This window comes from Zestomonas ipomoeae, from assembly GCF_057128665.1.
Window position 1 is genome coordinate 99995 of the sequence record NZ_JBSKHQ010000015.1, and the last position, 12595, is coordinate 112589.

14 protein-coding genes are annotated in these 12595 nt (G+C 67.1%); 5 read left to right on the forward strand and 9 right to left on the reverse strand.

What is annotated here, in order from left to right:
* Positions 1-9 precede the first annotated feature (9 nt).
* The 3 genes from ACWKV7_RS16475 to ACWKV7_RS16485 all read right to left on the reverse strand — a co-directional run bounded on the left by ACWKV7_RS16475 (position 10) and on the right by ACWKV7_RS16485 (position 1518).
* Positions 10-804 carry a thiazole synthase gene (locus ACWKV7_RS16475; protein WP_483858773.1) on the reverse strand — a complete coding sequence of 265 codons (795 nt, stop codon included), beginning with the start codon at positions 802-804 and terminating at the stop codon, positions 10-12.
* 18 nt (positions 805-822) lie between these two features.
* Positions 823-1023 (reverse strand): sulfur carrier protein ThiS, encoded by a 201-nt coding sequence (thiS, locus tag ACWKV7_RS16480; RefSeq protein ID WP_483858774.1) that lies wholly within the window; start codon positions 1021-1023, stop codon positions 823-825.
* Between the two features lie 126 nt (positions 1024-1149).
* Positions 1150-1518: a DUF423 domain-containing protein gene (locus tag ACWKV7_RS16485; protein WP_483858775.1), complete on the reverse strand. Its 369-nt coding sequence runs from the start codon at positions 1516-1518 to the stop codon at positions 1150-1152.
* Positions 1519-1587: 69 nt separating this feature from the next.
* Between ACWKV7_RS16485 and mtgA the strand changes: the two genes are divergently transcribed.
* Positions 1588-2316: a monofunctional biosynthetic peptidoglycan transglycosylase gene (gene mtgA / locus ACWKV7_RS16490; protein WP_483858776.1), complete on the forward strand. Its 729-nt coding sequence runs from the start codon at positions 1588-1590 to the stop codon at positions 2314-2316.
* A gap of 12 nt (positions 2317-2328) precedes the next feature.
* On the opposite strand, the gene ACWKV7_RS16495 is transcribed toward mtgA, so the two are convergent.
* From ACWKV7_RS16495 to ftsY, 5 genes are all read right to left on the reverse strand, one after another.
* A complete protein-coding gene (locus ACWKV7_RS16495) occupies positions 2329-2919 on the reverse strand; it encodes a hypothetical protein (RefSeq protein ID WP_483858777.1) in 591 nt (196 codons plus the stop codon).
* 83 nt (positions 2920-3002) lie between these two features.
* Positions 3003-3857, reverse strand: a complete 855-nt coding sequence (gene rpoH, locus ACWKV7_RS16500) for an RNA polymerase sigma factor RpoH (RefSeq protein WP_483858778.1) — start codon at positions 3855-3857, stop codon at positions 3003-3005.
* 116 nt (positions 3858-3973) lie between these two features.
* Complete coding sequence (gene ftsX / locus ACWKV7_RS16505; protein ID WP_483858779.1) at positions 3974-4987, reverse strand: permease-like cell division protein FtsX; 1014 nt, start codon at positions 4985-4987, stop codon at positions 3974-3976.
* Positions 4984-5652: a cell division ATP-binding protein FtsE gene (gene ftsE / locus ACWKV7_RS16510; protein WP_483858780.1), complete on the reverse strand. Its 669-nt coding sequence runs from the start codon at positions 5650-5652 to the stop codon at positions 4984-4986. The genes ftsX and ftsE overlap by 4 nt, the downstream gene beginning before the upstream one ends.
* Positions 5649-7139: a signal recognition particle-docking protein FtsY gene (ftsY, locus tag ACWKV7_RS16515; protein ID WP_483858781.1), complete on the reverse strand. Its 1491-nt coding sequence runs from the start codon at positions 7137-7139 to the stop codon at positions 5649-5651. The genes ftsE and ftsY overlap by 4 nt, the downstream gene beginning before the upstream one ends.
* 131 nt (positions 7140-7270) lie before the next feature.
* Here ftsY and ACWKV7_RS16520 point away from each other — a divergent pair, with 131 nt between their 5' ends.
* From ACWKV7_RS16520 to ACWKV7_RS16535, 4 genes are read left to right on the forward strand one after another with little or no spacing between them, the layout of a single operon-like run.
* On the forward strand, positions 7271-8626 hold the full coding sequence (locus tag ACWKV7_RS16520; RefSeq protein ID WP_483858782.1) for a M16 family metallopeptidase: 1356 nt from the start codon (positions 7271-7273) through the stop codon (positions 8624-8626).
* A complete protein-coding gene (locus tag ACWKV7_RS16525; RefSeq protein WP_483858783.1) occupies positions 8619-10100 on the forward strand; it encodes a M16 family metallopeptidase in 1482 nt (493 codons plus the stop codon). Before ACWKV7_RS16520 ends, ACWKV7_RS16525 begins: the two co-directional genes overlap by 8 nt.
* A 1-nt stretch (position 10101) precedes the next feature.
* On the forward strand, positions 10102-10713 hold the full coding sequence (rsmD, locus tag ACWKV7_RS16530; RefSeq protein WP_483858784.1) for a 16S rRNA (guanine(966)-N(2))-methyltransferase RsmD: 612 nt from the start codon (positions 10102-10104) through the stop codon (positions 10711-10713).
* 57 nt (positions 10714-10770) lie between these two features.
* Positions 10771-11820 (forward strand): hydrolase, encoded by a 1050-nt coding sequence (locus ACWKV7_RS16535; RefSeq protein ID WP_483858785.1) that lies wholly within the window; start codon positions 10771-10773, stop codon positions 11818-11820.
* Here the strand turns inward: ACWKV7_RS16535 and ACWKV7_RS16540 are convergent.
* Positions 11784-12452, reverse strand: a complete 669-nt coding sequence (locus ACWKV7_RS16540; protein WP_483858786.1) for a TetR/AcrR family transcriptional regulator — start codon at positions 12450-12452, stop codon at positions 11784-11786. The two genes, ACWKV7_RS16535 and ACWKV7_RS16540, sit on opposite strands and share 37 nt — an antisense overlap.
* Between the last annotated feature and the right edge of the window lie 143 nt (positions 12453-12595).

Sequence of the window (12595 nt, forward strand, 5' to 3'; positions counted from 1 at the left end):
AATGGCGGTTTACAGGATCAGGCCTTCCAGGGGGGAAGAGGCACTGGCATAGAGTTTCTTCGGCATGCGTCCGGCCAGGTAGGCCAGGCGGCCGGCCTCGATGGCGTGCTTCATGGCGCGGGCCATCATCACCGGGTCCTGGGCGTGGGCGATGGCGCTGTTCATCAGCACTGCCTCGCAGCCCAGTTCCATGGCAATGGTCGCATCGGACGCGGTGCCCACGCCGGCATCGACCAGCACCGGCACGGTTGCCTCTTCGAGGATGATGCGCAGGTTGTACGGGTTGCAGATGCCAAGGCCGGTGCCGATCAGCCCGGCCAGCGGCATCACCGCGATGCAGCCGATCTCGGCCAGTTGGCGGGCGATGATCGGGTCGTCGCTGGTGTAGACCATCACGTCGAAGCCGTCCTTGACCAGCACCTCGGCGGCCTTGAGGGTTTCGATGACATTGGGGAACAGGGTCTTCTGGTCGGCCAGCACCTCCAGCTTGACCAGCTTGTGGCCGTCCAGCAGCTCGCGGGCCAGACGGCAGGTGCGCACCGCATCCTCGGCGGTATAGCAACCGGCGGTGTTCGGCAGGATGGTGTAGCGCTCGGGGCTGATCACGTCGAGCAGGTTCGGCTCGCCCGGATTCTGGCCGATGTTGGTGCGGCGCACCGCGACGGTGACGATTTCCGCGCCGGAGGCTTCGATGGCCTCGCGGGTCTCGTCGAGATCCTTGTACTTGCCAGTGCCGACCAACAGGCGCGACTGGTAGGTACGACCGGCCAGGGTGAAGGGCTTGTCGCTGCGAACTTGGCTCATGGGGATTCCTCGTGCGGGTTAACCACCACCGATGGCGTGCACCACTTCCACCCGGTCGCCGTCGCGCAGCGCGGTGGCGGCATGCTGGCTACGCGGCACGATGTCCAGGTTGAGCTCGACCGCGACGCGACGCCCACCCAGATCCAGGCGTGCGAGCAGGTCCGCGACGGTCTGGCCGTCGGGCAGCTCCAGCGATTCGCCATTCAACTGTATGCGCATGCGCAGCGGTCACAACCTTGGAAGGGGTCGGCATTCTAGCCCGATCGCGACGGCGCACCAAGGCATAAGGCGGTCATTCGTCTTCATTTTCTGACGCGCGGGTCAAAAAAAGCCCTTAGGGAACCGTCACAGCCTCCAAGCGGCCAAAGCCAGACACAGCCAACCGGCAAGAAACGCCGTGCCGCCCAACGGCGTGATCATGCCCAACTTGCCAACGCCGCTCAGGGTCAGCGCATACAGGCTGCCGGAAAACAGCACGATGCCCAGGGTGAACAGCCCGCCGGCGGCATTCAGCAGGCGACTCGGCGCATGCAATGCCAGCAGCGCGACACCGAACAGCGCCAGTGCGTGGATCAGCTGGTAGTGCGCGCCGGTCTGGAACACCGCCAGGTAGTCGGCGGCGAGCCGGTTCTTCAGCCCATGGGCGGCAAACGCGCCAAGGGCGACGCCGGTGAAGCCGAAAAAGGCGGCCAGCAGGAGAAAGCCACGCGCCATGGGTAAGCTCCAAATAGTCGAAAGGCGGCCGCTATAATGGCCCGCTCAATAGCACCGGCCAAGCCAGACATGCTTCGATCCCTGTTTCGCCGCCTGTTCAGGGGCCTGCTCTACCTCCTCCTCGCCTCGGCCCTGCTGGTGCTGGCGCTGCGTTGGCTGCCGCCACCGGGCAGCGCCCTGATGGTGGAACGCAAGGTCGAAGCCTGGCGCGAAGGCAAGTCGCTGGAATTGAAGCGCGAATGGCGCCCCTGGAGCCAACTGCCGGACCACCTGAAAATGGCGGTGATCGCCCATGAGGACCAGCGCTTCGACGAGCACTGGGGCTTCGACCTGCCGGCCATTCGTGCCGCGCTGGCCCACAATGCGCGGGGCGGTTCGCTGCGGGGCGCCAGCACGCTGAGCCAGCAGGTGGCGAAGAACCTGTTCCTCTGGTCCGACCGCAGTTGGCTGCGCAAGGGGCTGGAAAGCTGGTTCACCGTGCTGATCGAGCTGTTCTGGAGTAAGGAGCGCATCCTGGAGGTTTACCTGAACAGCGCCGAATGGGGTGATGGCATCTTCGGCGCCGAAGCCGCCGCCCGTCATCACTTCGGCGTCGGCGCCGCCTATCTGTCGCGCCAGCAGGCCAGCCTGCTCGCCGCCACCCTGCCCAACCCACGGGAATGGAGCGCCGGCCATCCCAGCGCCTACATCAATCGCGAGGCCGCGCGGGTACGCCAGCAGATCTACCAGCTTGGCGGCAGCCACTACCTGAACCGCCTGAAACCCGAGTATCCGCAGTGGTGGCCGAGCTGGCTTTGAAGGCGCGCCGCTTCAAGGCAGGCGCAGGGCGCTACGCGGCACGACGTGCAGCAGGTGTACCTCGTCGCCCTGCACATGCGCGGTAAGCCCCCGTTGCGGGTACATCCAGGCTTGGCCTTCGGCCAGTTCCAGGCGTAGTTTCGGCGCCCCGAAGCTTGCGACCAGGCGCTCGCCCTCCAGCGGTTCGGCAGGTTTCAGCGCAATCGAGGCGATGGGTTGCCGGCCCAGATCCCCGATCATCTGCCGACCGAGCGGCTGGTCTCCGGCACCCGGCTTGGCACCGACGGCCGCCGCCAGGCTGTCGCGTTGCTGCGGGGTCAGGCCCAGCTCGGCTTCCACGTGCCCGCCGGACACCTCGGCGCGGTACAACAGGTGCGGTCGATCCAGCCGCGCCTGCAGCCAGAGCTCGCCGTCCGCAGCCGCGTGCAGGGTTTGCAGATCCAGCCGATCGTCTGCCAGCGGCTGCAGCAGGCGCTGGTCCCAGTGCAGCAACCAGGGCAGCGGTTTGGCCTGGCGGGACTGCATCAGCCAGACGCCCCAGGAGAAGAACAGCACGCCGACCACGACGAAGAGAATCCAATGCAAGGGGCGCAGCGACGACATGGCGGGCTCCGACAGCAGGAGGAAAGGCAATCTCGGATAGCAAAAAGCCGCACAGGGTGCGGCTTTTTTCGAGGGGACTGGGGTTACGCCTGGATCACGCCCTTGAGCTTGTTCATGGCGTTCTTCTCCAACTGGCGGATGCGCTCGGCGGAGACGTTGTACTTGGCGGCCAGGTCGTGCAGGGTCGCCTTCTCCTCGGCCAGCCAGCGCTGGTAGAGGATATCGCGGCTGCGCTCGTCGAGACCGTCCAGGGCCTCATGGAGGTTGGCCGTGGAACTGTCGCTCCAGTCGGCATCCTCCAATTGGCGGGCCGGGTCGTAGCGATGGTCTTCCAGGTAGTGCGCCGGAGCCTGGAAGGCGCTGTCGTCATCGGCCTCGGCGGCCGGGTCGAAGGCCATGTCCTGGCCGGTCAGGCGACTTTCCATCTCGCGCACTTCATGGGGTTCGACACCCAGGCTCTCGGCCACGCGATTCACTTCGTCGTTGTTCAGCCAGGCCAGGCGCTTCTTCTGGCTGCGCAGGTTGAAGAACAGCTTGCGCTGCGCCTTGGTGGTGGCCACCTTGACGATGCGCCAGTTGCGCAGGATGAACTCGTGGATTTCCGCCTTGATCCAGTGCACGGCGAAAGACACCAACCGCACACCCATCTCGGGGTTGAAGCGCTTGACGGCCTTCATCAGGCCGACGTTGCCTTCCTGGATAAGGTCGGCCTGAGCCAGGCCGTAGCCGGAATAGCTGCGAGCGATGTGGACGACAAACCGCAGGTGCGCGAGCACCATTTGCCGGGCCGCTTCCAGATCCTGATGGTAGAAGAGACGTTCGGCCAGTTCGCGCTCCTGCTCGGGGGTGAGCAGCGGGATGCCGTTCACCGCATGCACGTAGGCCTCGAGGTTCGCACCGGGGGCCAGGGCATAAACAGGTTGCAGGGAAGTGGTCATGCGAATCCTCCGATTCACTAAAGCTGCGGCAGTGTAGCATCGAGCAATCTGACTGCAAGGGGGCGTAAAAGTTTCGTTACACCTTGCCAGGCAGACCGCTCGCTCGTCGACGGCGCTCAGCGCGGCGCCAGCTCGCTCAGGTGACGCGCCACCGCCAGCCAGGCGCCAATGTAGCCGAGCAACACGGCACCGAGTACCAGCGACAGGCCATCGTCGCCCGGCACCCCGCCCAGCGAGAAATCGCTGCCGTAGAGCCCGGCCAGGCGTACCACCGATTCGTTCAGCCAGTCCAGGCCGAAGGCCAGCAGTAGCCAGGCCAGCAGACCGGCACCGCAGCCATAGAGCGCGCCCATATAAAGGAAGGGCCGGCGCACATAGCCATCGGTACCGCCCACCAACTTGATGACTTCGATCTCGCTGCGGCGGTTCTCGATGTGTAGACGTATGGTATTCCCGATCACCAGCAGCAGCGCCATGATCAGGATCAATGTCAGGCCAAAGACGAAGCGCTCGCCGAGCTTGAGGATCGCGGTCAGCCGCTCGACCCAGAGCAGGTCCAGCTGCGCCTGTTGCACCTTGGGCAGCTCGGCCAGACGAAGGCGCAGCGCCTCCAGGCCGGCACGGTCGACTTTCTTGGGCGTGACCAGCACCACCCCGGGTAGCGGATTCTCCGGCAGCTCCTTGAGTGCCTCGCCCAGCCCGGATTGCTGCTGAAATTCGTCAAGGGCCTGCTCGCGGCTGATCCATTCGGCCTCTGCCACGTCGTCCATCGCGGCGATCTGCTCACGCAGCTGCTGGCCCTCGCTGTCGCTGGCATCGAGCTGCAGGAACAGGGAAATCTGCGCGGCGCGCTGCCAGGAGCCGCTGAGCCGCTCGACGTTGCCCAGTAGCAAAGACAGCCCCATCGGCAGGCTGAGAGCGACGGCCATCACCAGACAGGTGAAGAAGCTGCCGACCGGCTGTTTGCCCAGCCGACGCAGGCTGTCCAGCAGGCTGGCGCGATGGCTTTCCAACCAGGCACGCAACAGGCTGTTGAAATCCGGCTCACCGCTGCTGGGCGTGCGGGCCTTCTTCGGCGTAGCGCCAACCCGCTCGGCGGGCTTGGGCGGCGGCGTGCGGGTGGCGCTCATGCGGCCTCTCCGTCGCCGATCAGGCGGCCACGCTGCAGGGTCAGCATGCGGTGGCGCATGCGTGCGATCAGCGCCAGGTCGTGGCTGGCGATCAATACAGTGGTGCCCAGGCGATGGATATCCTCGAATACGCCCATGATTTCCGCCGCCAGGCGCGGGTCGAGGTTACCGGTGGGCTCGTCCGCCAGTAGCAGCGCCGGGCGATGCACCACCGCGCGGGCGATGCCGACCCGCTGCTGTTGGCCGGTGGAGAGGTCGCCGGGGAACTGCTGGGCCTTGTCGCCGAGGCTGACCCGCTCCAGCGCCGCGCCGACCCGCTTGACGATTTCAGCCTTGGCCAGGCCGAGGATCTGCAGCGGCAGGGCGACGTTGTCGAACACACTGCGATCGAACAGCAATTGGTGATTCTGAAAAACGACGCCGATCTGCCGACGCAGGAAGGGGATCTGCGCGGTGGTGATCTGCCCGAGGTTCTGCCCGGCCAGCAGCAGCTTGCCGGTGGTCGGCCGCTCCATCGCCAGGATCAGCCGCAGCAAAGTGCTCTTGCCGGCGCCGGAGTGGCCGGTGACGAAGAGGAATTCGCCCCGGCGCACATGAAAGGACAGTTCGTGCAACCCGACATGGCCGTTGGGGTAGCGCTTGCCGACCTGCTCGAAGCGAATCATGCCGGCTGTTTCTCCGCGAACAGGGCCTGGACGAAGTCGGTAGCGGCGAAGGTGCGCAGATCGTCGATGCCCTCGCCGACGCCAATGTAGCGGATCGGCAGGTTGAACTGCTTGGCCAGGGCGAAGATCACCCCGCCCTTGGCGGTGCCGTCCAGTTTGGTTAGCGCCAGGCCACTGAGGCTGACCGCCTGGTTGAACTGCTTGGCCTGGTTGATGGCGTTCTGCCCGGTACCGGCGTCGAGCACCAGCAGCACTTCATGGGGGGCGGTTTCATCGAGCTTGCCAATCACCCGGCGGACCTTCTTCAGCTCTTCCATCAGGTTGTCCTTGGTGTGCAGCCGTCCGGCGGTATCGGCGATCAGCACATCGATGCCGCGGGCCTTGGCGGCCTGCACCGCATCGAAGATCACCGAAGCGGAATCGGCGCCGGTGTGCTGGGCGATCACCGGGATGCGGTTGCGCTCGCCCCAGACCTGCAACTGCTCGACGGCCGCCGCGCGGAAGGTATCGCCGGCGGCGAGCATGACCTTCTTGCCCTCGCCCTGCAGCTTCTTCGCCAGCTTGCCGATGGTGGTGGTCTTGCCGGCGCCGTTGACGCCGACCACCAGGATCACGAACGGCTGCTTGCCGCCGTCGATGGCCAGGGGCTGCTCGACCGGCGTGAGCAGCGCCGCCAGCTCTTCCTGCAAGGCCTTATAGAGCGCTCCGCTGTCGGCCAGTTCCTTGCGCGCGACGCGCTTGGTCAGGCTCTGGATGATCGCGGTGGTGGCCTCGACGCCGACGTCGGCGGTAAGCAGGCGGGTTTCCAATTCATCGAGCAGATCGTCGTCGATCGCTTTCTTGCCGAGGAACAGGCTGGCCATGCCCTCGCCGAGGCTGGCGCTGGTCTTCGACAGCCCCTGCTTGAGGCGGGCGAAGAAGTTGACCTGGGTGTCCTTGGCGGCCAGCGGCGCAGTCGGCGCCAGGGGCTCGACCGGGGCCTCGACCGCGGGGCTGGCGACCCCTTTGAAACGGGCGAGGAATCCCGGCGTGGCCGACTCATCCTCCGCCACCGGCTCGACACCGGCCTGGGTGGGTGCCGGCTGGGTTGGCGTCGGTGCTGCGTCAGCCGGCTCGATGGCCGAAGCTTGTTCGACCGGAGCCGAGGGCGGGACGGCCGGCGCCGAGAGGGCTTCGACCTGAGCCGGCGGCGTGGTCGGCTCGTTGCTGCTGGACTTGATGCCCAGCCAGGCGAACGGATTCTTCTTCTCCGGCGCAGCGGGCGCGGAGGATGGCAGCGGCTCCTCGGCGGCGGGCAGCGGCGGTTGCGCCGCCGCGCGCTCGGGTTCGGCGAGCGGCGGCGGCACGTCGCTCGCCGGGGCGTCGCCAGTCAGCTGGCCGGCCGTCTCGGCGGGCTTTTCCTGCGGCTTTTTGCGCAGCCAGCCGAACAGGTCTTTCTTCTCGCCGGCGGCGGCGGGGGTCTTCTTGTCGTCGTCGGAACCAAACATGGAGGGCGGCTTTCTCAAGGGAGCGACACACCGGCGGGCATGGCCGCCGGCACAACGGATGAGTATCCTAGCACCTCCCCGCCCGCCGACGCTAAGAACACGCGGGCCACTCGACAGGTTCAAATCCACTGATGAATGTGATTGCCCGCCACGTCGCCGGCCTGTTGCTTGGCAGCCTTTGCCTTCCGCTGCTGGCCCTGGCCGCCGAACCGCAACCCACCCATGAATTCACCCTCGACAATGGCCTCAAAATCATCGTGCGCGAGGACCACCGCGCCCCGGTGGTGGTTTCCCAGCTTTGGTACAAGGTCGGCTCCAGCTATGAGGAGCCGGGCCAGACCGGCCTGTCCCACGCGCTCGAACACATGATGTTCAAGGGCAGTCGCAAGATCGGTCCGGGCGAGGCCTCGCTGATCCTTCGCGAGCTCGGCGCCGAGGAGAACGCCTTCACCAGCGACGACTACACCGCCTACTACCAAGTGCTGGCTCGCGACCGCCTGGGCGTCGCCTTCGAGCTGGAGGCCGACCGGCTGGCCAGCCTGCGCCTGCCGGCCGACGAATTCGCCCGCGAGATCGAGGTGATCAAGGAGGAGCGCCGCCTGCGCACCGATGATCGCCCCAGCGCGCTGGCCTACGAACGCTTCAAGGCGCTGGCGTTTCCCGCCAGCGGCTACAGCACGCCCACCGTTGGCTGGATGGCCGACCTCCAGCGCATGACCGTCGAAGACCTGCGCGCCTGGTACCAGGCCTGGTACGCCCCGAACAACGCCACCCTGGTGGTGGTCGGCGATGTGGCCGCCAGCGAAGTGAAGATCCTCGCCGAGCGCTTCTTCGCCCCCATCGCCGCCCACCCGGTGCCGCCGGCCAAGCGCCCGCTGGAACTGGATGCGCCGGGCGAGCGACGCCTGACCCTGCACCTGCGGGTGCAGCTACCCAGCCTGCTGATGGGCTTCAACGTGCCGGGGCTGGCCACTGCCAAGGATGCCCGCCAGGTGCATGCCCTGCGGCTGATTTCCGCCCTGCTCGACGGCGGCTACAGCGCGCGCATCCCGACCCGCCTGGAGCGCGGCGAGGAGCTGGTGACCGGCGCCTCCAGCTGGTACGACGCCTACACCCGCGGCGACAGCCTGTTCGTGCTGTCCGCCTCGCCCAACGTGCAGAAGGGCAAGACCCTGGCGGATGCCGAAGCCGGGCTCTGGCGCGAACTCGACGCCTTGAAGAACCAGCCGCCGTCCGCCGAGGAACTGGAACGGGTACGCGCCCAGGTGATCGCCGGCCTGGTCTACGAACGCGACTCCATCACCAGCCAGGCCACCGCCATCGGCAAACTGGAGAGCGTCGGCCTGTCCTGGAAACTGATGGACGAAGAACTGGCCGCCCTGGAATCGGTCACTCCGCAGGACATCCAGGAGGCCGCACGCCACTATTTCACCCCGGCGCGCCTGAGCGTCGCCCACGTGCTACCCGAGGAGAAACCCCATGACTGAACGCAACGGCCTGCGCTATGGCCTGCTCGGCCTGGGGCTGCTGATTTTGCTCGCGCTGCTGGCCCTGTTGGCTCGCCAGCACAAGCCGCAACCCGACGCCGCGCCCAGCACCGAAGCGCCGCACCTGGAGTCGCTGGCCGAACTCAACGGCGATGCGCCCAGCCGCCGCGACCTGGACATCCAGACCTGGCGCACCGAGGGCGGCGCCAAGGTGCTGTTCGTCGAGGCTCGCGAGCTGCCGATGTTCGACCTGCGTCTGACCTTCGCCGCCGGCAGCAGCCAGGATGACGGCGTGCCCGGCGTGGCCATGCTGACCAATGCCATGCTCAACGAAGGCGTGGCCGGCAAGGACGTCACCGCCATCGCCGAAGCCTTCGAGGGGCTGGGCGCGGAGTTCGGCAACGGCTCCTACCGCGACATGGCGGTCGCCTCGCTGCGCAGCCTGAGCGACCCGGCCAAGCGCGCGCCGGCGCTGGCCCTGTTCGCCGAGGTGGTGGGCCGGCCGACGTTCCCGGAGCTTGCCCTGGCACGCATCAAGAACCAGGTGATGGCCGGCTTCGAATACCGCAAGCAGAACCCCGGCCAACTGGCCAGCCTGGCCCTGTTCCGGCAGCTCTATGGCGACCATCCCTATGCCCACTCCAGCGATGGCAACGAGGAGACGGTGCCGGGCATCGACGTCGACCAGCTGCGGGCCTTCCATAACCGCGCCTACACCGCCGGCAACGCGGTGATCGCCATCGTCGGCGACCTCAGCCGCGCCGAAGCCGAAGCGATGGCCACCCAGGTATCCGAGGCGCTGCCGCAAGGTCCGGCGCTGCCGAAGATCGCCCAACCGGAGCCGCCCAAGCCCGGCCATACGCACATCGAGTTCCCCTCCAAGCAGACCCACCTGCTGCTCGCCCAGCTCGGCATCGCCCGCGGCGACCCCGACTACGCCGCCCTCAGCCTGGGCAACCAGATCCTCGGCGGTGGCGGTTTCGGCACCCGGCTGATGACCGAGGTGCGCGAGAAGCGCGGCCTGACCTACGGCATCAGCTCCGGCTTCAGCCCCATGCAGGCCACCGGCCCGTTCATGATCAGCCTGCAGACCCGCGCCCCGTTGAGCGAAGGCACCCTGGCCCTGGTGCAGGAGATCCTGCGCGACTACCTTGCCGAGGGCCCCACCGAGCAGGAACTGAAGGACGCCAAGCGCGAGATGGCCGGTAGCTTCCCGCTGACCACCGCGAGCAACGCCGATATCGTCGGCCAGCTCGCCTCCATCGGTTTCTACGACCTGCCGCTGGACTACCTGGAGAACTTCATGGAACAGATTCAGGCGCTCAGCACCGAGCAGGTCAAGACGGCGATGGCCAAGCACCTGGACCCGGGCGCCTTTGTCGTCGTCAGCGCCGGCCCGACGGTGGAGCAGCAGGCGCTGCCGCCGCCCACCGAGCGCACAGCCGAGCAGCCGCTCGACATGCCGAGGCATTGAGATGCGCGGCAAGAGCGTGAAACCCAGCCCGGCACGCCCCGGCAAGGCCCACGGCGGCCAGGGCCAGTTGCGCATCATCGGCGGCCAGTGGCGCTCGCGACGCTTCGCCTTTCCCGATGCGCCCGGCCTGCGCCCAACCCCCGACCGGGTGCGCGAAACCCTGTTCAACTGGCTGGCGCCCTATCTCGAAGGGGCCAGCGTGTTCGACCCCTTCGCCGGCAGCGGCGCGCTCTACCTCGAAGCGCTGTCCCGCGGCGCCGAGCGCGCCCTGGCACTGGACCTGAACGGCGACGCCATCGCCAACCTGCGCCGGCATCTGGATACCCTGAACTGCGGCAACGGTCAGTTGCTGCAGAGCGATGCGCTGCGCTACCTGGAACACCAGAGCGCCAGCGCCTTCGACGTGGTGTTCCTCGATCCGCCGTTCGAGCGCGACCTGCTGACCCCGACCTGCCTGCTGCTGGAACAGAAGGGCTGGCTGGCGCCGAACGCCTGGATCTATACCGAAAGCGAAGCCCCGCCCTCCTCCCTCGGCCTGCCGGACAACTGGCGCCTGCACCGGGAGAAACAGGCGGGCAAGGTGTACTACGCGTTGTGGCAACGGGGCGCCTAGCCCCCGATGGCCCGGCGCCATGCGGCGCAGCAAGCGGAGAGTCCCGAGCGTTCAGCCATGCACCCAACCTTTTCTCCCGCCTGGTGGTTGCCCGGCGCGCATCTGCAAACCGTTTGGTCGGCCCTGTGCCGTCGGCCGCCGCCGCTGCAGCGGCGCCGCGAGCGGCTGTGGCTGACCGATGGCGACTTCCTCGATCTCGACTGGTACGGCCCGCACGAGGCGCGGACACCGTTGGTACTGGTGCTGCACGGGCTGACCGGTAGCTCCCGTTCGCTCTATGTGCTCGGACTGCAGCAGGCCCTGGCCGCCCGGGGCTGGGCCAGCGTGGCGCTGAACTGGCGCGGCTGCTCCGGCGAACCGAACCTGCTGCCCCGTGGCTATCACTCCGGCGCCAGCGAGGATCTCGCCGAAGCGGTCGCGCACCTGCGCGCGCAGCGACCACTGGCGCCGCTCTACGCGGCGGGCTATTCGCTGGGCGGCAACGTGCTGCTGAAGTACCTCGGCGAAACCGGCGCACACTGCCCGCTGCAGGCGGCGGTGGCGGTCTCCGTGCCGTTCCGCCTGGACCAATGTGCCGACCGCATCGGCATCGGCCTGTCGCGCTTCTACCAGGCGCACTTCATGCGCGCCATGATCGACTATGTGAAGACCAAGCAACGTCTGTTCAGCGAGCAGAACCTGGCCGAGCGCCTGGCGGTGCTCAACCGGCTCGGCCCGCTGGAAGGTTTGCGCACCTTCTGGGATTTCGACGGTCGCATCACCGCGCCGCTGCACGGCTACCAGGATGCCCAGGATTACTACCGGCGCGCCTCCAGCCGCTACTTCCTCGGTGCCATTCGCGTACCGACTTTGATCGTCCAGGCCGCCGACGATCCCTTCATCTTTCCCCACAGCCTGCCGGATGCGAGCGAGCTTTCCTCAGGCACCGAATTCGAACTGCACGCCAAGGGCGGCCACGTCGGCTTTATCGACGGCCCGCCGCACCGCCCGGGCTATTACCTGGAGCGGCGCATTCCGCAGTGGCTGCTGGATCAGGCGGCAGTCGCCCCATTGTCGGCGCCCCCTAGCGGTCAGCGCTCGGCGAGCACCTCGTCCAGCGGCACGTAGAGCTTGCGGTACAGCGCCTTGACCGCCTCCTGCGCCTCCGGGGCGATATAGCCGCCTTCCAGCGCCAGCACCTGGTAGATGCCGCGGCGCAGCAGTTCCTGGCTGAGATCGCCCGGGTCGCCGCGGGTGGTGCCGAGAAAGCGTACCCAGGAGGTCATGATGATCCAGCTGTTGAGGGTCAGCGCCTCGATCTGCGCGGCATCCATGCGCAGGATGCCGGCATCGACGAAGCCCTGGTAAATCCCCTGGGCGCTGTGCAGGCAACGGGCGGCGAACAACCGGTAGCGCGCCGCCAGGTCGGGATCGCTGTCCAGCAGGTGTTCGAGGTCGCGATGCAGGAACCGGTAGTGCCACATGGCGGCCAGCAGCGCCTCCAGGTAGAAGGTCTTGTCCTCCACCGTCAGCCGGCGCCCCTCGGGCAGGCGCAGGAAGGCATCGACCTGGCCTTCGTAACGGGCGAACAGCTCGGCGATGATCACCTGCTTGTTGGCGAAGTGGTAGTACAGGTTGCCCGGCGATATGCCCAGGTGCGCGGCGATGTGGTTGGTGGTGACGCTGCGCTCGCCCTGGGCGTTGAACAGCTCCAGGCTGGCTTGCAGGATACGTTCGCGGGTGTTGCTGCGTGGGGCCATGACTCGCTCGATCGGCTTTCGGGTAGCGCTGCCGCAGGGCGGCGCCGGGCAAAAGGTAACGCAGCCGGCAGGGGCTGCCCAACTTTTCGGCAGGTGCGCAGCTTAACCCGGCGCGAGATGCTATTTGACAGTTTAGAGTAATT